Genomic DNA, 23,242 nt, shown 5'->3' on the forward strand with positions numbered 1-23,242 from the left:
GGCGCGGATAGTCGCGCCGGGCATGGAAACGTCATTTCGGCTCGGTCAGGCTGCCTCCGGCGGCCTTGCACGCCTTGACGGTCATGGCCTTGAAACCATGCCCCTTGCAGACATTCTGCCCCTTGCACTCGTTGCTAGCGGTCTTGCAGTCGGACGTGCCCTTGCAGCTGTTGACGCCGTAGCAATGGACGACCTTCGTATCCGCGCTGTCCTGCGCCACGGCCGGGGCCGCTGCTGCCGACACGATCGCGATGGCGGCGGCGGAAGCGGCCATGCCGATGCCGCTATTATAGGTGAGCATGATGATCTCTCCGAAAATATGTTGAGCCATTATGGCCCCTGTCATTCGGTTTGGAGCGGCGTGCGGTTACAGGGGCGGTTGGAATTTTAGGGACCGGGAATAGGCTCCGTAACCGCGCGGTTTGCGGCTTACCAGCGCAGCAGCCGCGGCCCGACCAGCATGCCGATCAAGGTCGCGAGCAATATTCCTAGAGAATACCAGGTCAGGACGAAGATCGCCGAGACTTCGGGACAATGGATGCAGTAGACGGTCGCCGCGAAGGCTCCTGCCGACAGACCGGCGGCCGCACCGGCCGCGCGGAGCCGGGTAGGGGCGAGCCTGCGGAAGGACCATAGCAAGCCGGCAAAGATCGGGGCCGATAGCGACAGGACCAGCCAGGGGCAACTCTTCCAGCTATGGCCGAGCCACATTGCCAGCCATTGCGATGATGGCGTGCGCGCCAGTTCGAGCAGGCCGACCGCCGCAAGAAGCACGACGGGTATCGCAAGCGCCCAAAGGCCGCGCAATCGACCGCTGTCGGGCCGGGCGAGCTGGGCCGTCATCATCAGCGCGGCGATCGACAGGGAAAGGGTGTATCCCCATTTCACCCAGAAGGACGCGCCCTGCATGGCCGTGCCCAGATCCGGGCGGACGCCGATCGACGCCAGGATCAGCAGCGCCGACGCGATACCGCCGGCGACGATCCCGATGGCCAGCCGCCGCGCGACGCTGTTTCTGCCCACCGGGCGGGTATCGCTGGCAAGCTGCCGGATCAGATCGTCCGTGTTCATCGCATCGCCCCCTGCACCCGCGCCATTAGCGCCTTCAGCCCGCGATGCACCGAAATCTTCACGTCGGATTCGCCTATGCCTTCCGCGCTTGCCGCTTCGGCGACACTCAACCCCTCCAGCCGGGTCGCGCGGATCATCCGCGCCTGCTTGGGCGGCAATTGCTCCAGCAGATCGTCTATGTCGAGCTTCGCGATGCTGCTTGCTTCAAATTCGTCGGCGACCAGCAATTCTTCCAGATCGTCGATCGGCCGCAACCGGCCGACGCGGCGGAAATGGTCGATCATCTTGTAACGGGCGACCGCATAGAGCCAGGCGGTGAAGGCGCGCCCGCGATCATAGGTCGCGCGGCGGGTGTGAACGGCTATAAGGGTGTCCTGCACCATATCCTCGACATCGTCGTCGGCGCCGCGAACACGGCGCCGATAGAAACCCCGCAGCAGCGGAACAAGCAGGCGCAGCAAGGCCGCATGGGCGGCGGCGTCGCCGTCCAGCCCATCGATCATCAACGCGCGCAGATGCTCCTCTGTGGTCTGCATTCAATCTCCTCGCCCGCATGTTCGGACCGGACCGGCCATCGGTTACATCATCGACGGAAATTTTTTGCGCTGTTCGATTGTAACCGCACCTTGCCCTTCCCCGAACCCACCGATGTGACACGGGCTTCACGCCTCCTCCCCGGTCACCGCGCGGCCCGGCCCCTGTCCGGGTCGCGCGCAGAGGCGACGGATCGAAGAGGACATTATCATGCGTACCACTCATGCCGCGCTCGCCGCCAGCATCGCTATCGCTTCGGCAACCGCGCTCGCCGCGTCCGCCCATGCCGAGACGAAGCCGAAGATGGAGAAATGCTATGGCGTCTCGCTCGCCGGCAAGAATGACTGCGCGGCCGGTCCCGGCACGAGCTGCGCGGGCACGTCGAAGGTCGACTATCAGGGCAATGCCTGGAAGCTGGTGAAGGCAGGCACCTGCACGTCGATCAAGACGCCCAAGGGCAACGGCGCGCTTTCCCCCAAGGCCTGACCATGGCGGCCGGGGCGCCATTCCGTCCCGGCCATGCCTCCTGGAGACGAACGATGAATCTGCCCTCGCCAATCCACGGCGCCATCGTCCGGCGGATCGAAACGCTGCTGCCCGATGCGCTGTTGCTGCTGGTCGCCCGTCTGGGCATTGCAGCCATATTCTTCCTGTCGGGACGGACCAAGGTGGTTGGTATCCTTACCATTACCGACAGCACATTTGAACTGTTCCGCACCGAATATGCCCTGCCGCTCGTCCCGCCGGATCTTGCGGCAACGATGGCGACCTGGGCGGAGCATCTTTTCCCGATATTGCTGCTGTTCGGCCTGTTCACGCGGCTTTCGGCATTCGCCCTGCTCGGCATGACCCTAGTCATCCAGACATTCGTCTATCCCGATGCTTGGCCGACGCATCTCAGCTGGGCCGCGATCCTGCTTCCGCTTGTCGCCCGCGGCGGCGGCATCTGGTCCATGGATGCACTCATTTCCCCCCGATTGAAGATGTGAGGCATGGGGCCGCCAAAAAAGGCTGCCTGACCGCGATCAATGTTCTCCCGACCCGCGTTCAGGGGGAGGCGGGCTTCGCAGAGCGGGCCGACCGGATGTCATTCGGCGCCAATTTTTGGTACCCGACCGCTATTCAACCCTGCTCGATTTCATCTTCGCTGCTTGCCGTCCATTCAGCGATGCTGGCCTCCTGACCGATCAGTGCGAGGCCGTGGGCGATGGAGGTCAACTCATTGCCACTCGCAATGTGGCTCGCGGCGAAGCGTTCCTCAAACAAGCGGCGGACGGAGGGGATCAATGAGGAGCCGCCGGTCAGGAAAACATGGTCTATCGCACCCGCGCTGATCCCAGCCCGGTCGAGCGCTACATCCACCGTCGCGCCGATGCGGGCGAGGTCGGGTGCAATCCAGCTTTCGAAATCGGCACGGCTGACGTCCGCCTCCACACGCACGCCCGAGCTGTCGAAATGGAAGTGCGCGCGCTCCTCGGCGGAAAGCGTCCGCTTCAACCGCCCAACCGCGTCATAGAGCGGATAGCCAAGCTCATTTTCCACCACGGCGATCATGCGGTCGATCGCGGCGGGATCATTCGCTGCCCGCTTCAGCTTCTCCAGCTCGGCCAGCGTACGCCGGTTATGCATCAGCGCGAGGCGGGCCCAGTCGCCGAAATCGGCGAAATGGCCGGGCGGTATTTCCAGCGTCTTGCCCATGGACGCATAGGTGCCGCCCTTGCCCAACATCGGCAGGACCAGCTTATCCATGATGCGATAGTCGAAGCGATCACCCGCCATACCGATGCCGGCGGACCCGAGCGGCGTACAGCGCGGCAGGGTCCCCGGCGCCTCTATCCGTACGACAGAAAAGTCGCTGGTGCCGCCGCCGAAATCCGCGACCAGCAGAGTGGCAGGTTCGGCCAGGCGGGAAGCAAAACTGAACGCAGCGCCCAGCGGCTCGTAGACATAATGGATTTCCCGTTCGAGGGCCGCAAACATGAGTTCGTACCGCCGGCAGGCAAGTGCGCTGTCCGGGCGCTGCCCCGCATAGCGGACTGGGCGTCCCACGATGATGCGGGAAGGGAGGTCCTTTAGCGCGTCGGCAGCATGCGCCCGCAACCGCTCCAGGAAAACATGGCCCAGCTCCTCGAAGCGAAGCCGCTTGTCGAAGATTGTTGCATGTTCGAACGCCCTACTTGCTGCCACGGATTTGAAAGATTGCAGGAAGCGGCTGCCTTGGGGGAACTCAAGGAACTCGGCGATGGCCCAAGGCCCCGCTTCACGCGCGACACCGCCGGAAACGCCATGATCCTCCCAGAAGCAAAGAGCGGAGCGGAAGATCGACCCGGTGTTGTCGGGCCCCGGATAATCCACCATCCTCGCCTCGCCATCCACGCCGCCCAGCGCGACAACCGAATTGGTGGTGCCGAAGTCGATGCCGATCGAGCGAGCCAGCGAAGTCATGATTCCGTCCTGTTATGTGCGGATTGTGGAGGCGGGCTGGCGGCTATTGCAGGCATGGACCGGCGGCGCAACCAGTCACACGCGTCATCGGGGAGGTCTTGGGCGAACGGGCGTTCGGCAAGGACGGATGGATCCGACGAGGCGGATCAGTCAGCTTCGTGTCGGTACCGAACGAGATGGTGGTTCGGCTTCAGCGATGGCGGGAGTGCACGATCTATGCCCCCCTTAGTCACCGTTGGCATCAACCATGAAAACCGTAGGTTTGCCTCGCGAAGCAGGATCCCATCCTGCCGATAATGCTGCCCGAACCCCTCGCGAAGCAATCGCATCGTTGATGTGCAAACGGCCTTTCGGCAATCCTCTCATCAGGCGCTTGGGTGCGGGAAATTCCAGTACCGCTTCGCGCGGCATGTTTCTCTGGCGCAGGGAGACAGTCATTCCCTTCCAGCCATCGGAAGAGGACAATTGAGGCTCGCTCAGGAGTTCCCAATCAAATTTGGAACCATCGATCTCGACAGTGCCGCTGCGGCCGGGTGCTTGAAACATGTCAGACCCTTAGCATGTCGGCAGCAGTACACCACCCCTGGCATCGGGAGGCTTTTTCGACGCCCTCAGTCGCCATTCCGAGCGAACAGGATCACATGATCGAGTCCATTACCAGCGGGCGCAGAGGCACAATGTCTGGAGCACGGCCAACGAGCGTGCCCCTTTGGATATGGGTGGGGCGAGGCTCTATTTTAATCGCCCAGCCAACCGGATATAATCTCGCCCTTATGCTCTTCGGGCGCTAACGCGGCGCGCAAAGCTTCCAACAGTGGCGGCAGTGCCTGCGTGAAAGCGTAGGGCGGATTGACGATAAAGAGGCCCGCGCCGTTATAGATGCCAGGTTGCTCGCTATCGTATAGCCAATGCTCCACCAGTAGCAATTTCGGGATGCCGAGCTTGCGTAACTGCTGTTTCCACCGCCAATGCGTGGCGCTGTCCTTCAGCGGATACCAGATCACCGTCACGCCATGCGCCCATTTGCGGTGAGCGGCGGCGAGGGTGGCGGTGATGCGCGGGCGTTCGTCCAGCTGCTCGTAGGGCGGGTCGACCACCACCACGCCGCGCGCGGTGCTGGGCGGCAGCATAGCCAGCCAAAGTTCGTAGGCGTCGCGTTCATGCACGGCCGCGCTCGTGCCCCGCATCACGCCGCGCAGGGCGTAAGCGTCTTCCGGGTGCTTTTCGTTCAGGATCAGGAAATCCTGCGGGCGCAAAAGCTGGGCCAGAAATCGCGGTGAGCCGGGGTAAAGGTGCGGTTCGTCACCCACATTCACCGCCCGTACGGCGGCGCGGTAGTCGTCCAGCAAGGGGTTCGGGTCGGCAAAGACCCGCAGCACGCCCTGCGTGGCTTCGCCGGTGCGTTGGGCTTCGTCGCCGCCAAGGTCGTACAGCCCGCAGCCGGCATGGGTGTCGATCAGGGTCAGCGGGCCCGGCTTGTGCTGCAAAGCCCGCACCAGGGCGATCAGCAGGCTGTGCTTTACGACATCGGCGCTATTGCCGGCATGGAAGGAATGGCGATAATTCATCGTGGTTCAAAATCCTGACGGCCCGCCTTTAGACGAGCTGCCGGACCTTCTGCAAAAGCGAAATTATGGCCGAACCGGTATTGTTGGGCGTCCAAACCGAGTGCGAGGCAATTGAAGCAACCAATCCGGTGCTCGCATGAGGGCGGGCGGAGACGACCCTTCCTCGCCGCTTAGCGGCCAAATTTCGCTAGCCGGCAGCGGACATCTCATTGCCGCGCTCGAGCCGGCCATCATGTCTGCTTTGTTGGACAGTCCCGACAGGCAGCTTAAGAGTTATAAGAGGGGAAAAGCGGTCATTGCCGCAGCCAAGCGCTGAGCCGACGGATGAACCGGCGCCACCAGCTTTCACGCCGATTATAATAAGCCGCGCGCCGCGCATCCTCTCGAACTCGACCCTCGGCAATCTGCTGCGGAGTCAACTGACCGGCCCATTCAACGCTGCCGCCGATGATGAAGTAATGCGCATTGCAAACGTTCCAGTTTCCGACAGATGGCATCAATGTCGGCCCACTCGTGTCGGCGGAGATGGAAAAGTCGACTGGACCGATCGGCAGATAGATGACGTCGCCGCATCCGCATGCGCAAAGGTGTGCCGAGATTTCATATTCCCTGGACCAGTAGAGCGCACCCGGTTCGAGAATCTCCGGCAATTCCTCCACCTCGACGAGTCGATATCTCATGCATCGCCAATCCAGTTGCTGGAGCCGATCGAGATCAGGCTGTTTCGGTAGCCAGCCTCATCTGTGTAGAAGCCACGGAGCTGCTTGTAGCGCATAACGGCGATTGCAGCATTCAGCGCATTGAGTTCGACGATTTGAACGAACGTGCGATAAGCGCCCTCATCGGTCCGGCGATCGAGCGGTACCTCCTCGATTGCTTTCGCTGCCGACGCCTGCGTGAATAGGGTGGTTCGGACCAAACCGTCGAGCGAACCTTCTTCCTTCTCGACGCCCATGCCGACATCGATGAAATCGATGCCGCGGCCGGTGAGCATCTCGCAGATTTCCGCCCGCGCCTCGCCATCGTCGATGCAGACGAACGCGAAAGTAATATCGGTGAATAGAGCCTCATCGCCCGCACTGATGCGCTTGTTATGAAAGGTAAGGCCGTGGCGAAACGGCTCATATTTGCGCCGGAGGACATCGGTCTTCAGATGGCCGAACTGGTTCATCGGAACCTCACCCGGCAGGCGAAAGCCATTATGGACTTTGAAAGTATCGAAATCATATGCGTCGATCGTCGCTACGGGCGTCTTCACGATGAAGTCGAGCACGAAGGCACCAGTGCCCCCGAGACCAATGACGGCAACCCGGTCGCCCGCAACCAGCTGATTCAGGTCCATGATCTCTGCCTTTGCTGAGAAAGTGTCGCGGACCTTGAAAGGGGATGTATCGGGCGGGACGTCGTAGGTCGCGCCGGTGCGGGATGACACACCGTATTTCTGCTCGGCGGGTCCCGAGATCAGAGATACATAATGCTCGACCAGCAGGCTGTAGGTTGCGAAGCCTTCCTCAGGCTTGTTGGAGAGATGGCGAACATAGGTCGTGTCACCGATCGGCAGCGAAACGGTGCCTGTCCCCAATTTTGGAATGGCCGTCCCATCCGCATAGTGCGGGTTGGCCCCCGACCAATACATCTGGTGATTATATGGCGAACCGAGAGTTTCCGGCGTCGGAAGATTCAGCTTCGCCGCGAGACGCCCCTTGTGGAGCTCCCCGCTGCTGTCGAGGTAATAGACGTCATTGACCACCAGATGGCCGCCGACGATCGAGAGCGCATAATCCCTCTCGATCAGCCGCTTCAGGTCGTCATGATTCTCCAGTGCGTTTGACACGGAAGCGCATCCCTTCAACGATTTCGACGGATCCGCCCTTCGAGAGCGTACCCTGGACATGGCCGGAAGCACCGCGCTCGTAGACGATGCTGTAAGTGGCGTCGGGGAACTGCGCGAAATCAGGATAGGCCAGTTCGACAACCCGGTTGTAGCTGATTTTACCCTTCGGCTCCTCGAACTTCCGCGAATTGATCGCGATCGTGACCAGCTTGTCTTTAGCCATGATGCTCTTCTTCCTTCTGATTTGGCGACGCAGGCCCCGTCTCGGATGCCAATGTCTCAGTATTTGCGGTCGAGGGGCGGATTGGGATCGCTGCCGTAGGAATCGGCGTCCCGAATCCGCCCGTCGGGCCGGTGGATCACGACCTCGCCGGCCCCACGAATCGCCCGGTCACGGGCAGCGTTGATTGCGTCGGCCTGGGTCGAGTGCGTGCTGCCGACCCGGCTGGCGCCTTCGCGGCGTGTCGCCCACGCCCCGTTGTGGGGCACGACGTGGATGCGCTTGTCATTGCTCATGTCTTCAATCTCCTGTCGGCGGGGTTGACCGCTACAGCTCGTATGTCTATCTTGACGAACTCGTCATGTTCCGCTATGGCCATCAGCGACGGTGCCCCAAGACGGATTTGACGAGTTCGTCATCAACTATATACGGAATCGTCATGAATGAGTCAAGCTCGGAATCCCTGTTTGGAACACGGCTGAAGGAAGCCCGCGAACGACAAGGACTTAGCCAAGCCCAGTTGGCGGATCGCTCCGACATGCAGCCGTCCGCGATCGCCCACTTCGAGGCGAATCGCCGCAAGCCGTCATTTGAAAATGTGCGCCGCCTGGCGACAGCACTCAGCGTATCGTCGGATTACCTATTGGGGGTTCAGGCGACGGTGGCTTTCAGGAATGAGGACAAGCTCACTGCCGGCGACCGAGATTATATCCAAGGTCTCATCGACCGGCTGGCGGGGGAAGGAAAGTCCTGAGATGGCGGGTAAATTCCGTCTCCTGATGGCAACCCAAACTGGACAGAAGCGGGCGCGGGACGATGGCTACCACGCCTTTCCCGTGGACCCGTTCGCGATCGCTGCTAAGCACGACCTTCATGTCGAGAAGAAGCCGGCCGGGATGCCAGGTGTGTCAGGCGCTCTCATTTTCGCTGAGCCTAAGCCGATCATCATTTATTCCGCCGAACTCGAGAATGAGGGATTCGAGCGATTCAGCGTGGCCCACGAGTTGGGACATTATTTCCTGCCCGACCACCCTGACGAGATTCTGAAGGCCGGCGGGCGGCACTTCTCACGGGCCGGGTTTACGGAAGGGAGCAGCTCAATTGAGCTCGAGGCAGACCATTTCGCCGCCGGACTGCTGATGCCGGGCGGCTTGGTGCGTAGCCATCTCGATCAGCATCGAGTGGGTCTTGAGGGCATCTGCCGGCTGGCCGAGGACGCCCGCGTCTCGCTCACCGCGGCAGCGATCCGGGCTGCGGAATGCGTATCCTTTCCCCTCTGCATCATCGTCAGCAGCGGCGCGGAGGTCAGTTACTCCTTTCCATCCGACGCGTTCAAAAGGCTGGGCAAGCGTATCTTTCTCAAGAAGGGAGACCCTCTGCCCGTCGGCGCGACGGCGGCCTTTAACGCGCGGCCCGAGAACGTGTTGGCGGCTCGTCGCGCGACGGGCGAATGCGACCTCATGGACTGGTTCGACACCAACAACCATGTGCATCTCGACGAGGAGGTGATTGGGCTTGGCTGCTATGGTTTCACCCTGACGGTACTGTCTTCGGATGATCTCGCCGAGTCGGAGGACGAAGATGACGATGACGAGGTAGCAACGGTTGAGCGCTGGACGCCCCGTTTTGCTTATGGCCGCTGATGGCCGCGAGCAGCTGCCAATCCATTAGTGATGCCGATGGCAAGCAAGCGGGATAAACAGCGCGAGCGCGGCGAGAGGCGACATCCGCTACCGTCGAGCACGCGCTCGTGTCGTGGAGATCTTGACCAGTGGAAGACGCTTGCACCAAGTGCCGCGCGGGAGATAAACAACATGGAGGAGATTGTGTGACCAAGGCCACGGACGGCAACGGCGGATCGGCTTCCGCATCCGCTCCCGAAGATCGGCTCGCGGCGTTGGCACCGTTGGCGCCTGACGACTTCTTCCGTATCACGATCGAAGGTGCCGCGAGCGTTCTTCGCGACAAGGCCAATCCGCTGCGTCTAAATCTCTTTGCGACTGCCATCCGCATGCTTTTCGAACATGTCATGGGTACACTTGCGCCGGATGCCGAAGTCGAAGCCTGCGCCTGGTACAAGCCAATCGAAGGACAGGCGAAGCCTGTGCGTGCGCAGCGCATCCAATATTGGCTGCAGGGCGGCCTGACCGACGGATATCTCAAAGATGAATTGGGTCTTGAACCCCAGGAGCTTCGCGCCGGACTTCTCCGCGCCTTCAACAAGCTCAGCAAGCATGTTCATGGCCGTGCCGACACGCTGGTGCGTGATCCCGCCGAGCAGGCCGCCGAGGCGGAAGCGACGGTGACGGCCGTGGAGGAGTTGATCCATGCCTATCACGACTGCCGCGCGGCGCTCATCGATCCGCTGACCGAAGGACTCGACGAAGGGGCGGTCGACAGCCTGCTCTCGGAAACCATCCTTTCGATCGACGAGCTGGCGTCCCATCACACGATTGATGAAATCTACACCGACAGAACAGAGGTCGCTTCGATCGGTCCTTCGACCGTGCGCTATTGCGCCACGGGCACTGTCTCGGTCACGCTGCAATGGGGTTCGAACTCCGATCTGCGGCGTGGCGATGGCGCAGAGCTCGACGAGTGCTTCCCGTTCCAGTGCCTGTTCGATGTCCCGCTCGAAGATCCGCGGGACCTGTCCCAAGCGGAAATCGTGTCCGGCGTCGACACCAGCAGCTGGTACGGAGACGATTGGCGGGACGACGGTCCGGGAGAAGAGGGCAGTTCGAGCGAAGTCGGAGCTGGCGGGGCGGACCTCATCGCATGGCTGGACGGTGACGACGATAGCGAGCGTCTCGATTTCTGACGAGCGCAGCTGCCTCGAATTGTGGTGAGAGGTTTCCGTGAACGTAAGGCAAGTTTTGAGTTCCTCTCCCGGAACTTCGAACGTCTGCCTTTTTGGCGGCTCCGCTCGGGCAGCGAAAGGGCAACTAGCGATCAAAAAAGCACGGCAGATCATTCCACTGAACGTTCTCTGGGTGCAGAAGGAAGGTTCACTCGTCGATCTACGAGAAGGAATTTCGGGTGCATATTGCGATAGATGATACTTACGGGCCTGAAGATGCAAAGCCATCAAAATATGTGACAGGTAAACGTCGAACCTATGTAGCTGTGGAGTTTCCCGATGCGCAAGTTCATGAGGTTCGCGAAAGCGTCAGGGCATGCCTCAGTGAATTGCCAACTTTATTAGGGGTCTCGCCTGCAGAATTTCACTTTGTGGATATCTACAATCGATATGGCGTCTGGGAGCAGGCGCCCAAGGGCGCCAACCTCCAATTGTTCGAGTTCTTTGCAGAGATATATCGCCGGTATCGATGGCGGGTGCACATCCAGACTGTCGATGAACGAACTCTCGCCGATCATGATCTGGGCTTTTCTGGTTCCTTAGATGGCATTGACCTTAGCGAACGGGATGGCCAAGCTCTATTTTTTCTTCTCGTTAAGCTAAAGCGTGCAGTTCCACCGCCACCTGCACGGCTTATACTCCGGATTGACGCCGGGCGCGGTAAGCCGGATTCTGCATTCGCTAAAAGGGTGTTTCGGGAATGGGGCGATCAATACGATGGACGCTTTGCGGCATCCGATGCAGAGCCGCTGATCCAGATCGCCGATTTTCTTGCCTTCAGCATCAATCGTTCCACGCACTTGCAGATCAAGCCTAAGCGTACCGACACCGATTTGTGGTTTCTCGACCTCGTTGGAAGTATGGGAATTCAATCGCCCGATCTTGTAAAAAGGTCGGTCAATCCGGCTAATCTCGCCGCGGACATTGATGCTGCTCATTTGGAAGATCGTAAGAAGAAGGGCTTGGAATAGTTTATCGATCTAATTAACGGAATTGATGCGCCCTTTTCTGGATTGGGCTGAAGTGCCATTTGTGAAGAAGTCGTCGTTCGCAGCACCGTTGCGACCAGGCGCGGAGTTCCAATGCCGATCATTTCAGTTCGCCAGCTTTAAAGTGAATGTAAGACCGCTTCCGGCGAGGAAATTTCGTCCAGCGAACGTCAGCAATGTTGGCGAACCCGCACTCAGGTGGCTAGAATTTTCGAGGTGCCGGAATGTCATCGCCCTCATATTCGAAGAGCAATCTATTAGCCTTTCCGTTTCCATCAATTCCAGGGATGGCCATGATCTGTTTGCTCTGAAATGCTGCCGCAAGGATCTCAGCTTCAGTCATCGCCAAGTTCGCCATGAGGTGGATGACGCTTCGCCTGCCCTCATCGCGATCTCTCAGCTTCTCTTCCCGCAGATACGTCTCAAGCGCTTTCCTTCTATTATTTTGCCCGCGTAGAAAGCGCCCAAACGCCATTGTTGCAATCACAGCAGTGAGAATGGTCGCCCAGTTCGCGGCGATGGTCAGTCCGTCCAAGTACGTCACACATGTTCCCCGATTGCTAGCTAGCTGGCAACGCCAGATGGCAATTTAAGTTGAAACTTTGGCCATATGAATAACCGACAGCTTTGGGGGTTCACCACTATGTTACAGAAAGACCGCTATGTCGGCGGGTGCTACCGTCTCACGCCCCAGCGCGCGGGGCAGGCAGAGGCTTAGGTGCTCACCCCTTCGTGCGAACGCTCCATAGCGCGCTTATAGGCGTCGCGGCCCGTCGTGCGCGCGATATAGGCTTGTTCAGCGTGGCCGAGGGTGATGCCGCAGTTCCGTTGGCCTAGGTTCAGCGCGTAGGTCACCGAAATGTCGGCCGCAGTGAATGTCTCGCCCGCGAGGTAGGGCGAGTTGGCAAGCCGTTGGCTGACCAGCTTCAGCCGTTTCTGGAACGACCGCAGGCACCAGGTCGCGCCCCAGTTCTCCCGTTCGGCCTCGGGCGCGATGAAGCGGCTGACGACGACGGGCATCATTAGAGTCGCGAGGCCGGCTTCACCGAGGTGCAGAAACTGTTGGTAGGCGGCGAAGTTCGGATCGTGCGGCGCCGGCGCCAACGGCGTCGGCCCGTAGCGCGCCATCAGGTACTCCATGATCGCGATCGACTCGACCATGATGACATCGCCGTCCTGGATCGCCGGGATATAGTCGGCGGGGTTGACCGCCAGAAATTCGGGGTCTTGCTCGGCGGCCAGCATGTCGACCTGCCGCACGAGGTAGGGAAGGCCCATCTCCTCCAACACCCAGACGACCCGGATGGATCGCGAGGTTTGCCCACCCCACACGGTAATCATCGGCTGGCCCTTTCCCACAACAACTGAGGATAGCCATAGCAAAGCCATGTGACTTTGGCACTCCAGGCATGCGCCTTCAAATGAACGAACGACAGGTTCCTAGGTCAACCCAAGGAGCACCATACGCCCGCTCTGTTGGCGGTTCAGGACGGAATGGAAGCTTTCGATCGAAGCGGCTCTTCTCGACCAGAGCGAGGCATTTCCCGGACCATGAAAAAAACCACCGCTCACCCCTCTTGGCTCTCTGTGGGCCGATGAGAACGGCTGGTAAAAACAGCGTGGCACCCCATCGACAATTTCTATAATTGAAATGGGAGGGGGTATCGATGAAATCCAGTATGAAATGGTTGGGCGGTGTCGTTGGTACACTATTACTTGCGGCTATGCCGATCGTGACGTCAACATCATACGACATGGCCCGCGCTAACGGCATGAGCTATGTCCCGGCCACTTTAATTGCGGCAAAGGCTGTATGGGGTGGCATCTACGCATTCTTCGCAAGTCCGTGGGTATTTGTCCCCCTTATCATCATCGCCACAGGGTGCCTGACCTATCTCGGCCTCACCAAATTCAATCGGTTCAACGGAGGCCAGAAATGGTGGCTTGGCGTGCAGCGTTTGACAGTCCGGCGCGCGGCCTGCGCTCTCGCCGACAACCTGCCGGAGGAAAAGTTCGAAGTGTCTCCTCGTGCGAAAGCGCTGGCCGAGGAAATCCTTTCACTGATCAACCATGGCCATATGCCTCTCGCCGATGAACGTACAGAGATTGGTTCCATGGTACGAGCCGCGACCAGCACGAATATGGGCCCGTATGGTAAGAAGGATCGCACCTATAATGCGCTCGTTTCTGTTAAAACTCTGAATAGCTTCGCGCGAGGACGCGGCCTTAAATTGCCGTGGCCCGTATCACCCAAGGAAGACTGACAGGGTCGGTCCTAAAAGCTAACGCTTTCGAAACCGCTCGGGAAGTCGCTTTGAATCCGCTTGAATAGGTCAGCAAAACCACGGCTCGATTGTAGGAGGCGGTCGAGATCCGCATTGCGGGCCCATCGCCGTGTCGCCTTTGCCCGGACCGAGGTTTCGGGTACGGCGTTTGCATAATCCGCGGGAACTGCACTATCGAGCCAATCTTCGACAGATGTCGGCAGGACCAACAGCCAGTTACCATGGTTCCGCATTTCCTCGCGCAAACCGTTGAGCACCACAGGCGGCACATCGGTTCCCACAATCACCGCGACATTGTCGCAGCCCGATAGGGCGAGTTCACGAACGAGACTCTCCAACCCTGTTTGTCCGCCCGCCGCCCAAAAACGGACGTGTTCGGCGGAGCGCCGATCAAGCCGGTTGAAAATTATGCGCAGGCCAGCCTCGTCCGCCTCGCTCTCGACGACAACGTGCCAGACCGGGCTCGATGATCGGGTTTCGCCTAGCGGTGCACGCGGATCTGTAACAGCAGGCTCCGCCACTTCAAGGCGGCTGCCGTCTGGAATCAACGGCAGGAATGGTTGCCCCTCCTCGGCAGCGTATCGCAGTTTTCGTCGAAGCGCGCCAGTAAAGCCAATTTTTCCCGAATTGACCAGCAGGAAGTCCGCGCCAGTGAACAGAATAAGGTTGATATCCTTGCCGAACTTAAGTGCGTCGATCGCTTCGGAAGAATAGCCAGACATCGATATGAAGACGCCGATCGTGCCGACGAGCTTCCCATCCACCTTGCCCTTAAACGCGTAGAGATCAGAAGCCGGGATCGGATCCTTGCGCCATTTCGCTTCGACCAGGTAGGTGCTTTCGCCGAGGACAAATGACCCGTCGATCTCTTCGCCGCTCGGACGAATGTTGAGGCGCGGCTCGAGCCCTTCCGATTGAAACTGGTTACGAATGATCCGCTCGAACGCCCTTCCTCGATCCTGAAACCAGCGAGGCTCCGCGCCTGGCGGCGACGTTAGCCAGTCTTCCAGCTTATCTGATGGGAGTACTCCTGCCATCCAAACCGAATAGCGCCTGAGCAAGAATTCCGCCAGATAGCCGTGGCTGAAAATACCGCGTTGAAATGCTCGTGCTCAGATGAACGTATGACTGCCATCGCGAAGTCCGTTTGTCGCCGTGAACGGCGGGAATGTTGGCGATTTCGCCCGAAGAGCTAGGTCGGCGAACCTTGCCGGGCGGCGGCAGCATGAGCAGCGATAAGCCAATCAATACTTCGTAGGAAATCATTCAACACCGGCGAAGGATTGTCTTTCCGGTACCCAACGGCGATTTCGATGACGGGAGCAGGTCCGGCAAGCGGCCTGCTCACGACGGACCGAGGCAGCAGCTTTTCGACATAGGCTGGCAAGAGCGTCAGTCCGCCGGTCGACGCCACCAAGGAAATTCCAGTCGCGAAGCTGTCGAGAAAGTGGCTGGATGAGACGCTCACGCCGCGCTCCCGCAGATAGCGCTCGACGATCCCGCGCAGGACGTGCGGCGTATCGGTATAGCCGATGAAAGGAAATTCCCCGAGTTTGACCGGCTCGATCTCGGATCGGCTAGCGAGCGGATGGTCACCCGCGAGAATGGCCACGATCGGTTCGGACGCGATCACTTCATAGGTCACATCGGGCTGGGGCTCGACGCGGGAGAAGCCGAGGTCGATCTCGCCACGCTGCACGGCTTCGGCAACGGCAGGCGAAAAGTCGCTTGAGACGCGGAAATCAATCTCCTTGAGCTGGTCGCGCAGTATCTGCGTCACGTGGGGCAGCCATTCCACTTCCTGCCCGGTCAGGAAACCGACCGAGAAGCTGGCCTTGGCCGGGCGGGATACGCGCCTCGCAGCGGCGACGGCCTCGGCAGCCTGGGTCAGGGCGAGCCGTGCATGATCGAGAAAGATCTGCCCGGCAGGCGTCAGCGTCACCCCACGTGAGGTCCGGATTAGCAGCGGCGTGCCGACCTCCAACTCCAGATCGCGAAGCTGGCGGCTGAGCGACGGTTGGGCTGTGTGCAGGCGCTTCTCAGCCGCGACAGTCAGGCTGCCTTCCTCGGCGACCGCAACGAAATAGCGCAGATGGCGAAGCTCCATAGGTCATGCCTAGCAGGTATGGTCAGCAAAGCTACAAAGTCTTTCCGCCGCGCCATTCTATAAGGCATTACGGCACCAGCTTAAAGAGCTCCGGCCAGCGGATATGCTGACCAGGCATCGCCGAAAAAATGAAAGCCATTCGCTGGGCCACGGCACTATGCCGGCCCCTGTGAGCACGCTTGTGCAGAAAGGAGCAGCCACAATGTCCTACGATCCATTCTCCGCGCTGACCTTGATCACTGGGCCGGCGATCCTCACCAAAGCCTGCGCGATCCTCCAGAACGGTGCGACCACACGCTACAATCTCGCCGTCACGCAGTGGCGCGAGTTTCAAGCGTCCTTCGCGGCCGCCGGTAGCGCTGCGCTCGCAGTCATGCTCGCGGCGATCAGTGCTCTGTTCATCGAGGGGGCGTGCGGCCGGGACATGGTGCGGCTGCACCATCGCCTGAGCACCTCGTCCGCACGGCGCCACACCCCGCTTTCGCAAACCGCCAAGGGCCGAATGGCCTGAGGCGTAGCCACCACCCCGTCGGCGGGCTGCCGACACATCAGCACCACGAAAGGAACGACCAATGACCACCATCACCCTCGTTACCGGCGGCAGCCGTGGCCTCGGCCGCAACACCGCCCTCAGCATCGCCCGCCACGGCGGCGATGTGATCTTCACCTATCGCAGCGGCGAGAGCCAGGCTCAGGCCGTCGTCGCGGAGATCGAGGCGCTTGGCCGCAGGGCAATCGCGCTGCAGCTCGATGTCGGCGACGTGATCGCGCTGGCGCCGTTCGTCGAGCGGGTGCGTGCGACGCTCCAGTCCTGGGGTCGAGAGAGCGTCGATCATCTGGTCAACAATGCCGGCCATGGCGAGATGGCAAGCTTCGCCGAAACCAGCGAGGCGGAGTTCGATCAGCTCTTCAACGTGCATGTGAAGGGCGTGTTCTTCCTCACCCAGGCGCTGTTGCCACTCATCGTCGACGGCGGCCGGATCGTGAACTTCTCGTCGGGCCTGACCCGGGTTTCCTATCCCGGCTTCTCAGCCTATTCGGCCGCCAAGGGCGCGATCGAGATCCTGACGCTGTACATGGCCAAGGAGCTCGGCAGCCGCGGTATCACCGCGAATGCAATCGCGCCCGGCGCTATCGAGACCGACTTCCTCGGGGGTGCGGTCCGCGACACGCCGGAATATAATGATGCGTTCGCCAACATGATCGCGCTTGGGCGGGTTGGCGTGCCCGACGATATCGGGCCGGCCGTCGCCAGCCTGCTCGGGTCCGACAATCGCTGGATCACGGCCCAGCGGATCGAGGTGTCGGGCGGCCAGAACATCTGACCACGTCCTCTCACTGTCCCATCAACCCCGTCGTCCTCCGACAACAAGAAGGAGACTATCGATGACTAATATCCTCATCGTCCTTTCAGCCGCCGACAAATGGACCCGCGCCGATGGTTCCATCTATGAATCCGGTGTATGGGCGCAGGAATTCGTCGATCTCGACGGAGCCTTCGTGCGGGCCAGCTTCAAGGTCGATCTCGCCAGCCCCGGCGGCATCGTGCCGACGATGGACAAGCGTAGCCTCGATCCAAACACCGTCGGCGAGCAGATTGCTGAACGCATGCGCGCCTATCTCGACGAGAATGCGACGCGGATCAAAAAGCCGCTGGTGCTCGCCGAGATCGACACCAGCAAATATGACGCCATCGTCGTCCCCGGCGGTCATGGCCCGGTCGAGGATCTCTACAAGGACCCCGATATGGGCCGGGTACTGATCGAGGCGGATAAGGCCGACAAGGTGATCGCGGCGGTCTGCCACGGCCCGGCGGCGCTGCTGGCGGCGCGGGACGAGAATGGCGGTTGGCCATTCGCCGGTCGCAAGATGACCTCGCTCAGCGACGAGGAGGAGATCGAGTTCGGAACGGCGGCGAACGCACCCTGGCTGCTGGCCGACACGCTGCGCAAGCAGGGCGCTTTGTTCGAGCAGGGCGCCAACTGGCACGCCTATGTCGTCAAGGACGGCAACCTGCTCACCGGTCAGAACCCGCAATCCTCGACGCCTTTGGCAGAGGTGGTGATCGCGGCGCTGCGGTAATAGACCGAGTGCAGCAGGAGCGGGCAGTCGGCGATAGCGCCGACTGCCCGATCGGCATGAGCGCATTGGCCCGGCAAAGCTCGATGAACAAACGGCAGCTATCGGGACGACTATTGCGAAGTCGGAAAGTCCGACGCTTCCGACGACTCCTTCCGATCGAGTCGGGTTCCGCCACCCGAGCAGCTCGCGCGTTTTGTAGTGACGAAGTTGTTTGCGCGCGCAGAGACTTAGGCCGGAAGCGAAACGAGGCAGCGGAGAAAAGACCGAGCCTTGTTTCCCAAAGCCGAGGCCAACCCGATCCGGCTGCCTCTCTCCCAAAAGACCCTTAACCCCAGCGATTGGAGTGGCGGCAGAAAGGGCGTATGCTGGCGCAGGTCAAACTGGAAGGAATTGGCGATGCAGAACATCGACAGGTCCGCCACCGTAGCTGTCCTCAACCGCATCCTTGAGCAAGAGCTGGCGGGCGTCGTCCGCTACACCCATTACTCCTTTTTGGTGTTCGGCTTCGGCCGAATCCCGATCATCTCCTGGCTACGCACACAGGCCGACGAGTCGTTGCTTCATGCGCAGCAAGCCGGTGAAATGATCACGATGCTAGGCGACTATCCGTCGCTGGGACTCGGCCCGCTGCTTGACAGCCATACGACGGACATCGCCACGATCCTGCGGGAGTCGCTGGAGGCTGAAAGGCGTGGACTGGCGCTCTATCGCGAACTGATGGTCCTCGTGGAAGGGCGTTCGGTCGCCCTGGAGGAATATGCGCGGCAGATGATCTATGCCGAGGAGGTCCACGCCAGCGAGGTTGACAAGATGCTGCGACGGCCGGGCGACGTTGCTGCGTTTGCGCCAGGAAGTTGAAATGCCTGACTTAACGTTCCCGCCTACACGGGCTCCGCTCATCACGGCGCTGCCGCTCCCAACTATTGAACGCAGCCACAGCGGGCGGCGCGCGCATAGGCCGAGAGGTCGGCTCGCCTACCGGTGTCTGCGTGCAAATAGACTTCGATCGTCTCTCTCACTTTGCCTGGATACGCCGCTGCCCAATGCCCGAGGCCATGCAGCGCCGCTTCCTGACAGGCGATATTCTCCAGCGCCAATATGCGCTCCATCGTGGCCAGCATTGCGCGGTGCAGTCGATCCCTGTCCGGGTCATCGGCCAGCGCGACAGAGGGCATGACGTCGAACCACATATAGCAGGGTATGTTGAGCGCATTACCGCCCGGCTCATCAATGTGGCTCAGAACCGGCGCCGCGCGCAACGCGAATATCTGCTCGAACAGATCGGCGATCGCCTCGACGCAGCGCTGTCGCTCGGCCGCGGGGACGTCACGGCAGTAGAGCCAGCCGCTATCACCTGACGCGGATGTATTCATGAGATAGGTCAGGCCCTGCGCGATCTGCGCGTCGTTGAACCATTGCAATGCGGGAAGCGGCTCAGCGAATAGACGGGTGAGGTAGTCGACCGCCACGCCGGGCGCCGGATCCCACCAAGGCGCGTCCATATCGAAGAACCACGCATTGCCGTGTACGCCCACTTCATGGCTGAAGGCATGTTCGATCCAGTCGGAGAATGACAGGTGGCTCAACGTCATCGATCAAGCCCGCGTGATCACGGTATGCCGCCAGCCTTATCACCGTCGCCGTTCAGTGCAAATCTGCAGTGCGCGCGCCATGTACTGCTTGCTCGAGAGGCCGAGCATGATGGTCGAGGCTATCCTCGACCGTAACGGGACCGTTCGCAGCCTGCTGTTAGTCTCTTCTACAAGCGGGAGGGCAATGGCGGGGAGACATCCACAATCGCTCAGGAGGCCGACAGGTTGCCTACTTCAACTGGCCACGAATTGCCCCAGCGGGGAAATCGCCGGTGTGGACGTTCACATAATATCTGCTCGACTGGCCAAGGATTTGCGCCGCGAGTTTGGCTGTAACATCCACACAGCCTTTACTGGCACCTGAGGCGGGAGCATCCAACGTGACCACTGGCGGACCTGCGATCCCTGTAGCCCCCGCGTGAATATGGGCAGCGGTCGCCGTGGCGATGCCGGATACGCTCAACTCGTAACAAACCTGCTTTTTCGGAACATTGACGCTAATCTTGGCAGTTCCGGCTCCATCCGTATCGCCGGGACCCGGGACTTCGGCTGACCCAGTCAGGGCAACGGTGAAGGCGCGCTGTCCTCCGGTGGCGGGCTGCGCCAGCACGGCAGACGCGAGCAACGATGCGGATGTCACAGCTGATAGAGCAAGAACGGATCGAGGAGACATAGCAACCTCCAGCGGGCAGTGTCCGGTTCAGAACCCTTGCAGAGGCGTTATGTTCCGTTCGGCTTCCGGCGCGTGCAGTCTGTCCGCTTTGGCCTCCAGCATGTAGCCTGGCCGCGGCCCTTCTGCGGTTGAGAGGTGACAGGCTGAGCCCTTCCGTCGATAGTGCACCGATCGGGGATGATTTCGACTTCCGAAGGATGCTGAACGCTCCGCCTCGGCGGCGGCGCGCTGAGCATCGCGTTGACCCATTTCGACGGCAACCTACCCTGTTGGCCCGCCGCAAAGGCAGACGCGGGCCTCGGCATCGGATGCGTGAGTCCTCGGGTTCTAGACTGTGACACGATACGCTCGGCGAGACCCGCATTCGCCTTTCCTCGATCGATGCGCCGGAACTACCCGGCCATTGCCGGCCGGGGCGCGAATGCACGCCCGGCGACCCTTATGCGAGCACCGCTAACCTCCAGTCGCTGGTCAGCGGCCAGGCCGTGGAATGTCGGCAGATCGATACGGATCACTATGGCCGCGCGGTCGCCCGATGCTCGGCTAAAGGGCGGGATCTGTCGTGTGCTCAGGTCCAAGGTGGTTTCGCAGTGAAGAGGTATGGCAGCCTGAGCTGTTGATAACCTGATTGTCGGCCGTGCCGCGACGGGTTTGCAGATGGGCGGCTTAGAGGCGGCGTCAGCCGGAAGGCTGACTAACGCCTGCCTCGAAAAGTTATCTTATTCCGGGAGGCGATGCGGCAGCGAGGTACCGGAAACATCTCCAATGAACGAGGCCCAGACGCCTCCGGCAATGAGGGGCAATCTCTGGTCGACTGCGGCGCGGCTTCTTCTACGAGGTAAGGGCAGCTTTCCCGATTTGCTGCCATTAACCCGCCATCCTGAAATCGGCCAGGGGAGCCATAATTTGCAGCGTGAATGAACGGCCGGTTTCGACGGTCGGGCGAAGCGCTACAACCGTCCGCTATGTTGCGGTCTTGGTCGGTAGCGCGCCAAATCTTGATCGCTTCAGGGCCTAAACGGCGCAACCGAAGCTCGCCGTTTGGCCATGCTAATCGCCGCTTAGCTTTCAATAAGTTGCTGGCTGCAATTGAGCTACGTCGGCCGCCTTTGGGATGCCCGCAAGCTCGGGCTGGATTTGCCGAGCCATGAGATCGGCGATCAGAACCGATCCCTGTTGCGTAAGGTGGCCATAATCAAATTGGACGGGCACGCCTGGCGTGACCCACAGGCGGCAGTCCGGCGCGCAGAGGCTGGCATAGGGCGAGAAATACGGAATGTGCGCCCGCTTCATGGCTGCGGCCAATTGCCGGTCGACCAGCGGAACCTGTTTGTTACGATGCATGTCTATGGGCTCGTCCCGGTCGATGTGCCTTGCAAGCAGCCGGGGAAGCGGCTGATCATATTCGACGATGGGACCAGAAACGATCACGCGTGGCGTGGCTTGCTGGATCAGCCGCACGGTCTTTTCGATGTCAGGGACATCCTTCTCCAGCCACCGCGCCGACAGGATCACCATGTTCGGCCGTATCCGTTTCAGATGCTCGTTGAACACCTGATGCATGAGCGCTAGACAGCGGGCATCGCCGCGGCTGTTGACCAGGGGTTTGCATCCGGCTGCCGTTGCCTGCAGCACGTGAGCGTTGGGCAGGGCATGGTTCAGTCCGTAATAAAGATGGGCAGCATGACTGTCGCCCACGATCAGGACGCGGGACTTGTCGTGCGGCGCCCTCATGCATCGTTCGAATGAATAATCGGAAAGGCGATTTTGGGTCGTCAGGAAGCAGGATCCGGTCCGCATCATCTCCGTGCGGCCGGTTCGCTCACCATAAGCCAGGACGCCGCGCGCCTGCGCCGAGATCGGATAAAGGACGTCGCTAAGGACGGCCAACGAAAAAACCGCCGCGCCGCATGCCGCCATGGCAGCCGTGCCCCGCAGCACCACAATGCGAGAGCTCAGGCGGCTCGAACGGCGGAAAGGCTTTTCGACAAATGCCCATGAAATCGTTGCGGCTGCCAGAGCGGCGATCAGCAACGATACGCGCTCCACATTGTCCAGGCGGCTGTCGATGTTGCGATAGAAGACAATGATCGGCCAGTGCCACAGATAGAGCGAATAGGATATGAGCCCGACGAAACGCATGGGCGGGATGGAAAGCAGCCGTCCTCCCAACGTGCGCCAGCTTTCCCCGCACAACAATATGAGGGCCGTCCCCAGGCAGGGGACAAGAGCCGACGCGCCGGGGAAAGTGGTGGCCTTGTTGTAGAACAGGACCGCGTAGGCGATGAGTGCCAGGCCAACCGCTACACCGACTTCGGCCTGCCACTGCCGGCGCGGCGCGGGAATCGCCCCGATCGCCAGCAGCGAGCCCAGCGACAGTTCCCAGGTGCGGAAGGGAATGAGGTAAAAAGCCGCGCTCGCGTTGCGGGAAACCATCCATTGCGCGGCAAGGAAGCTGGCCAGCGTCAACGCCCAGACAAGCTGCCGCCGGTGCGCGGCGGTCCAGTTGCGGGTGAAGAAGATCAGCAGCGGAAAGAATATATAAAACTGCTCCTCCACCGAAAGGGACCAGGTATGGAGCAGTGGATTGCTGTCCAACTCTCCATCAAAATATCCGCTCTGACTGTAGAACAGGATGTTGGACAGGAAGAAAATGGAAGCGATGATCGACTTTGCGACTTCGGCGGACTGATCGGACATCAGCAGGCCGAAAGCGGCCAACATCACGCAAAGATAGAGCGCGAACAACGCAGGGAAAATGCGTTTGATGCGGCGTTTGTAGAAATCGAACAGCGCGTCGCGCCATCCGCCCTGTTCACCCAGAAGCGTTTGCGTGATCAGAAAGCCGGAGATGACAAAAAAAACATCGACCCCGACGAACCCGCCGGAAAAGAGGCTAGTGCCCAAGTGAAAGATAACGACAGGGATGACGGCCACGGTCCTCAGCCCGTCAATATCCGCGCGATATTGCCTGATCATACA

General features: G+C 60.5%; 29 protein-coding genes. 12 read left to right on the forward strand and 17 right to left on the reverse strand.

Features of this window, described 5'->3' with window-relative positions:
* Window positions 1-31 precede the first annotated feature (31 nt).
* From MRBLMA1_RS18495 to MRBLMA1_RS18505, 3 genes are all read right to left on the reverse strand, one after another.
* Window positions 32-301 (reverse strand): hypothetical protein, encoded by a 270-nt coding sequence (locus tag MRBLMA1_RS18495; RefSeq protein ID WP_363738967.1) that lies wholly within the window; start codon window positions 299-301, stop codon window positions 32-34.
* A gap of 128 nt (window positions 302-429) precedes the next feature.
* A complete protein-coding gene (locus tag MRBLMA1_RS18500) occupies window positions 430-1,071 on the reverse strand; it encodes a DUF1109 domain-containing protein (protein WP_363738770.1) in 642 nt (213 codons plus the stop codon).
* Window positions 1,068-1,607, reverse strand: a complete 540-nt coding sequence (locus tag MRBLMA1_RS18505; protein WP_363738772.1) for a sigma-70 family RNA polymerase sigma factor — start codon at window positions 1,605-1,607, stop codon at window positions 1,068-1,070. The genes MRBLMA1_RS18500 and MRBLMA1_RS18505 overlap by 4 nt, the downstream gene beginning before the upstream one ends.
* Before the next feature lie 208 nt (window positions 1,608-1,815).
* On the opposite strand from MRBLMA1_RS18505, the gene MRBLMA1_RS18510 reads away from it, so the two are divergent.
* Window positions 1,816-2,091 (forward strand): DUF2282 domain-containing protein, encoded by a 276-nt coding sequence (locus tag MRBLMA1_RS18510; protein ID WP_363738773.1) that lies wholly within the window; start codon window positions 1,816-1,818, stop codon window positions 2,089-2,091.
* Window positions 2,092-2,144: 53 nt separating this feature from the next.
* A complete protein-coding gene (locus tag MRBLMA1_RS18515; RefSeq protein ID WP_363738775.1) occupies window positions 2,145-2,594 on the forward strand; it encodes a DoxX family protein in 450 nt (149 codons plus the stop codon).
* 133 nt (window positions 2,595-2,727) lie between these two features.
* On the opposite strand, the gene MRBLMA1_RS18520 is transcribed toward MRBLMA1_RS18515, so the two are convergent.
* The 7 genes from MRBLMA1_RS18520 to MRBLMA1_RS18550 all read right to left on the reverse strand — a co-directional run bounded on the left by MRBLMA1_RS18520 (window position 2,728) and on the right by MRBLMA1_RS18550 (window position 7,968).
* A complete protein-coding gene (locus MRBLMA1_RS18520) occupies window positions 2,728-4,050 on the reverse strand; it encodes an Hsp70 family protein (protein ID WP_363738777.1) in 1,323 nt (440 codons plus the stop codon).
* 225 nt (window positions 4,051-4,275) lie between these two features.
* Window positions 4,276-4,596, reverse strand: coding sequence for a hypothetical protein (locus MRBLMA1_RS18525; RefSeq protein ID WP_363738779.1), 321 nt, complete (start codon window positions 4,594-4,596; stop codon window positions 4,276-4,278).
* Window positions 4,597-4,787: 191 nt separating this feature from the next.
* A complete protein-coding gene (locus MRBLMA1_RS18530; RefSeq protein WP_363738780.1) occupies window positions 4,788-5,618 on the reverse strand; it encodes a 23S rRNA (adenine(2030)-N(6))-methyltransferase RlmJ in 831 nt (276 codons plus the stop codon).
* A 293-nt stretch (window positions 5,619-5,911) separates the two neighbouring features.
* Window positions 5,912-6,298 (reverse strand): DUF6527 family protein, encoded by a 387-nt coding sequence (locus MRBLMA1_RS18535; RefSeq protein ID WP_363738782.1) that lies wholly within the window; start codon window positions 6,296-6,298, stop codon window positions 5,912-5,914.
* The gene (locus MRBLMA1_RS18540) at window positions 6,295-7,470 is read right to left on the reverse strand and encodes a ThiF family adenylyltransferase (protein ID WP_363738784.1); all 1,176 of its coding nucleotides are present in this window, start codon (window positions 7,468-7,470) and stop codon (window positions 6,295-6,297) included. Before MRBLMA1_RS18540 ends, MRBLMA1_RS18535 begins: the two co-directional genes overlap by 4 nt.
* A complete protein-coding gene (locus tag MRBLMA1_RS18545) occupies window positions 7,427-7,675 on the reverse strand; it encodes a multiubiquitin domain-containing protein (RefSeq protein WP_363738786.1) in 249 nt (82 codons plus the stop codon). Before MRBLMA1_RS18545 ends, MRBLMA1_RS18540 begins: the two co-directional genes overlap by 44 nt.
* Before the next feature lie 56 nt (window positions 7,676-7,731).
* Window positions 7,732-7,968 (reverse strand): DUF2188 domain-containing protein, encoded by a 237-nt coding sequence (locus MRBLMA1_RS18550; RefSeq protein WP_363738788.1) that lies wholly within the window; start codon window positions 7,966-7,968, stop codon window positions 7,732-7,734.
* A gap of 143 nt (window positions 7,969-8,111) precedes the next feature.
* On the opposite strand from MRBLMA1_RS18550, the gene MRBLMA1_RS18555 reads away from it, so the two are divergent.
* From MRBLMA1_RS18555 to MRBLMA1_RS18570, 4 genes are all read left to right on the forward strand, one after another.
* A complete protein-coding gene (locus MRBLMA1_RS18555; RefSeq protein WP_363738790.1) occupies window positions 8,112-8,426 on the forward strand; it encodes a helix-turn-helix domain-containing protein in 315 nt (104 codons plus the stop codon).
* 1 nt (window position 8,427) lies between these two features.
* Window positions 8,428-9,315 carry an ImmA/IrrE family metallo-endopeptidase gene (locus tag MRBLMA1_RS18560; protein WP_363738792.1) on the forward strand — a complete coding sequence of 296 codons (888 nt, stop codon included), beginning with the start codon at window positions 8,428-8,430 and terminating at the stop codon, window positions 9,313-9,315.
* 185 nt (window positions 9,316-9,500) lie between these two features.
* Window positions 9,501-10,493 (forward strand): hypothetical protein, encoded by a 993-nt coding sequence (locus MRBLMA1_RS18565; RefSeq protein ID WP_363738794.1) that lies wholly within the window; start codon window positions 9,501-9,503, stop codon window positions 10,491-10,493.
* A gap of 218 nt (window positions 10,494-10,711) precedes the next feature.
* The gene (locus tag MRBLMA1_RS18570) at window positions 10,712-11,503 is read left to right on the forward strand and encodes a hypothetical protein (protein WP_363738796.1); all 792 of its coding nucleotides are present in this window, start codon (window positions 10,712-10,714) and stop codon (window positions 11,501-11,503) included.
* 220 nt (window positions 11,504-11,723) lie between these two features.
* Here MRBLMA1_RS18570 and MRBLMA1_RS18575 read toward each other — a convergent pair whose 3' ends face one another.
* Both MRBLMA1_RS18575 and MRBLMA1_RS18580 read right to left on the reverse strand, forming a co-directional pair.
* The gene (locus tag MRBLMA1_RS18575) at window positions 11,724-12,056 is read right to left on the reverse strand and encodes a hypothetical protein (protein WP_363738798.1); all 333 of its coding nucleotides are present in this window, start codon (window positions 12,054-12,056) and stop codon (window positions 11,724-11,726) included.
* A 179-nt stretch (window positions 12,057-12,235) separates the two neighbouring features.
* On the reverse strand, window positions 12,236-12,862 hold the full coding sequence (locus MRBLMA1_RS18580) for a glutathione S-transferase family protein (RefSeq protein WP_363738800.1): 627 nt from the start codon (window positions 12,860-12,862) through the stop codon (window positions 12,236-12,238).
* A gap of 326 nt (window positions 12,863-13,188) precedes the next feature.
* On the opposite strand from MRBLMA1_RS18580, the gene MRBLMA1_RS18585 reads away from it, so the two are divergent.
* Window positions 13,189-13,785, forward strand: a complete 597-nt coding sequence (locus MRBLMA1_RS18585) for a hypothetical protein (RefSeq protein WP_363738802.1) — start codon at window positions 13,189-13,191, stop codon at window positions 13,783-13,785.
* An 11-nt stretch (window positions 13,786-13,796) separates the two neighbouring features.
* Here the strand turns inward: MRBLMA1_RS18585 and MRBLMA1_RS18590 are convergent, their stop codons facing one another.
* Window positions 13,797-14,843, reverse strand: coding sequence for a restriction endonuclease (locus tag MRBLMA1_RS18590; protein WP_363738804.1), 1,047 nt, complete (start codon window positions 14,841-14,843; stop codon window positions 13,797-13,799).
* 155 nt (window positions 14,844-14,998) lie between these two features.
* Window positions 14,999-15,913 carry a LysR substrate-binding domain-containing protein gene (locus MRBLMA1_RS18595; protein ID WP_363738806.1) on the reverse strand — a complete coding sequence of 305 codons (915 nt, stop codon included), beginning with the start codon at window positions 15,911-15,913 and terminating at the stop codon, window positions 14,999-15,001.
* A gap of 202 nt (window positions 15,914-16,115) precedes the next feature.
* Here MRBLMA1_RS18595 and MRBLMA1_RS18600 point away from each other — a divergent pair, with 202 nt between their 5' ends.
* The 4 genes from MRBLMA1_RS18600 (at window position 16,116) to MRBLMA1_RS18615 (ending at window position 18,853) form a co-directional block, all read left to right on the forward strand.
* Window positions 16,116-16,424 carry a hypothetical protein gene (locus tag MRBLMA1_RS18600; protein ID WP_363738808.1) on the forward strand — a complete coding sequence of 103 codons (309 nt, stop codon included), beginning with the start codon at window positions 16,116-16,118 and terminating at the stop codon, window positions 16,422-16,424.
* Window positions 16,425-16,485: 61 nt separating this feature from the next.
* Window positions 16,486-17,238, forward strand: coding sequence for an SDR family NAD(P)-dependent oxidoreductase (locus tag MRBLMA1_RS18605; protein ID WP_363738810.1), 753 nt, complete (start codon window positions 16,486-16,488; stop codon window positions 17,236-17,238).
* Between the two features lie 61 nt (window positions 17,239-17,299).
* Window positions 17,300-17,995 carry a type 1 glutamine amidotransferase domain-containing protein gene (locus MRBLMA1_RS18610; RefSeq protein ID WP_363738812.1) on the forward strand — a complete coding sequence of 232 codons (696 nt, stop codon included), beginning with the start codon at window positions 17,300-17,302 and terminating at the stop codon, window positions 17,993-17,995.
* A 396-nt stretch (window positions 17,996-18,391) separates the two neighbouring features.
* On the forward strand, window positions 18,392-18,853 hold the full coding sequence (locus MRBLMA1_RS18615) for a ferritin-like domain-containing protein (RefSeq protein ID WP_363738814.1): 462 nt from the start codon (window positions 18,392-18,394) through the stop codon (window positions 18,851-18,853).
* A gap of 62 nt (window positions 18,854-18,915) precedes the next feature.
* Here MRBLMA1_RS18615 and MRBLMA1_RS18620 read toward each other — a convergent pair whose 3' ends face one another.
* Complete coding sequence (locus MRBLMA1_RS18620; RefSeq protein ID WP_363738816.1) at window positions 18,916-19,587, reverse strand: hypothetical protein; 672 nt, start codon at window positions 19,585-19,587, stop codon at window positions 18,916-18,918.
* A 229-nt stretch (window positions 19,588-19,816) separates the two neighbouring features.
* A complete protein-coding gene (locus tag MRBLMA1_RS18625; protein ID WP_363738818.1) occupies window positions 19,817-20,260 on the reverse strand; it encodes a CHRD domain-containing protein in 444 nt (147 codons plus the stop codon).
* Between the two features lie 377 nt (window positions 20,261-20,637).
* Between MRBLMA1_RS18625 and MRBLMA1_RS18630 the strand changes: the two genes are divergently transcribed.
* On the forward strand, window positions 20,638-20,880 hold the full coding sequence (locus MRBLMA1_RS18630; protein WP_363738969.1) for a thermonuclease family protein: 243 nt from the start codon (window positions 20,638-20,640) through the stop codon (window positions 20,878-20,880).
* Between the two features lie 448 nt (window positions 20,881-21,328).
* Here the strand turns inward: MRBLMA1_RS18630 and MRBLMA1_RS18635 are convergent, their stop codons facing one another.
* Complete coding sequence (locus MRBLMA1_RS18635) at window positions 21,329-23,239, reverse strand: acyltransferase family protein (RefSeq protein ID WP_363738820.1); 1,911 nt, start codon at window positions 23,237-23,239, stop codon at window positions 21,329-21,331.
* Window positions 23,240-23,242: the final 3 nt, after the last annotated feature.

Source organism: Sphingobium sp. LMA1-1-1.1 (assembly GCF_040676365.1).
Classification (GTDB): domain Bacteria; phylum Pseudomonadota; class Alphaproteobacteria; order Sphingomonadales; family Sphingomonadaceae; genus Sphingobium.

What these genes read in the sequence shown, in the direction of transcription:
- MRBLMA1_RS18495 (WP_363738967.1), bottom strand. Translation starts at nt 301, where the DNA reads ATGCTCACCTATAATAGCGGCATCGGCATGGCCGCTTCCGCCGCCGCC.
- MRBLMA1_RS18500 (WP_363738770.1), bottom strand. Translation starts at nt 1,071, where the DNA reads ATGAACACGGACGATCTGATCCGGCAGCTTGCCAGCGATACCCGCCCG.
- MRBLMA1_RS18505 (WP_363738772.1), bottom strand. Translation starts at nt 1,607, where the DNA reads ATGCAGACCACAGAGGAGCATCTGCGCGCGTTGATGATCGATGGGCTG.
- MRBLMA1_RS18510 (WP_363738773.1), top strand. Translation starts at nt 1,816, where the DNA reads ATGCGTACCACTCATGCCGCGCTCGCCGCCAGCATCGCTATCGCTTCG.
- MRBLMA1_RS18515 (WP_363738775.1), top strand. Translation starts at nt 2,145, where the DNA reads ATGAATCTGCCCTCGCCAATCCACGGCGCCATCGTCCGGCGGATCGAA.
- MRBLMA1_RS18520 (WP_363738777.1), bottom strand. Translation starts at nt 4,050, where the DNA reads ATGACTTCGCTGGCTCGCTCGATCGGCATCGACTTCGGCACCACCAAT.
- MRBLMA1_RS18525 (WP_363738779.1), bottom strand. Translation starts at nt 4,596, where the DNA reads ATGTTTCAAGCACCCGGCCGCAGCGGCACTGTCGAGATCGATGGTTCC.
- MRBLMA1_RS18530 (WP_363738780.1), bottom strand. Translation starts at nt 5,618, where the DNA reads ATGAATTATCGCCATTCCTTCCATGCCGGCAATAGCGCCGATGTCGTA.
- MRBLMA1_RS18535 (WP_363738782.1), bottom strand. Translation starts at nt 6,298, where the DNA reads ATGAGATATCGACTCGTCGAGGTGGAGGAATTGCCGGAGATTCTCGAA.
- MRBLMA1_RS18545 (WP_363738786.1), bottom strand. Translation starts at nt 7,675, where the DNA reads ATGGCTAAAGACAAGCTGGTCACGATCGCGATCAATTCGCGGAAGTTC.
- MRBLMA1_RS18550 (WP_363738788.1), bottom strand. Translation starts at nt 7,968, where the DNA reads ATGAGCAATGACAAGCGCATCCACGTCGTGCCCCACAACGGGGCGTGG.
- MRBLMA1_RS18555 (WP_363738790.1), top strand. Translation starts at nt 8,112, where the DNA reads ATGAATGAGTCAAGCTCGGAATCCCTGTTTGGAACACGGCTGAAGGAA.
- MRBLMA1_RS18560 (WP_363738792.1), top strand. Translation starts at nt 8,428, where the DNA reads ATGGCGGGTAAATTCCGTCTCCTGATGGCAACCCAAACTGGACAGAAG.
- MRBLMA1_RS18580 (WP_363738800.1), bottom strand. Translation starts at nt 12,862, where the DNA reads ATGATTACCGTGTGGGGTGGGCAAACCTCGCGATCCATCCGGGTCGTC.
- MRBLMA1_RS18585 (WP_363738802.1), top strand. Translation starts at nt 13,189, where the DNA reads ATGAAATCCAGTATGAAATGGTTGGGCGGTGTCGTTGGTACACTATTA.
- MRBLMA1_RS18590 (WP_363738804.1), bottom strand. Translation starts at nt 14,843, where the DNA reads ATGGCAGGAGTACTCCCATCAGATAAGCTGGAAGACTGGCTAACGTCG.
- MRBLMA1_RS18595 (WP_363738806.1), bottom strand. Translation starts at nt 15,913, where the DNA reads ATGGAGCTTCGCCATCTGCGCTATTTCGTTGCGGTCGCCGAGGAAGGC.
- MRBLMA1_RS18600 (WP_363738808.1), top strand. Translation starts at nt 16,116, where the DNA reads ATGTCCTACGATCCATTCTCCGCGCTGACCTTGATCACTGGGCCGGCG.
- MRBLMA1_RS18605 (WP_363738810.1), top strand. Translation starts at nt 16,486, where the DNA reads ATGACCACCATCACCCTCGTTACCGGCGGCAGCCGTGGCCTCGGCCGC.
- MRBLMA1_RS18610 (WP_363738812.1), top strand. Translation starts at nt 17,300, where the DNA reads ATGACTAATATCCTCATCGTCCTTTCAGCCGCCGACAAATGGACCCGC.
- MRBLMA1_RS18615 (WP_363738814.1), top strand. Translation starts at nt 18,392, where the DNA reads ATGCAGAACATCGACAGGTCCGCCACCGTAGCTGTCCTCAACCGCATC.
- MRBLMA1_RS18620 (WP_363738816.1), bottom strand. Translation starts at nt 19,587, where the DNA reads ATGACGTTGAGCCACCTGTCATTCTCCGACTGGATCGAACATGCCTTC.
- MRBLMA1_RS18625 (WP_363738818.1), bottom strand. Translation starts at nt 20,260, where the DNA reads ATGTCTCCTCGATCCGTTCTTGCTCTATCAGCTGTGACATCCGCATCG.
- MRBLMA1_RS18635 (WP_363738820.1), bottom strand. Translation starts at nt 23,239, where the DNA reads ATGATCAGGCAATATCGCGCGGATATTGACGGGCTGAGGACCGTGGCC.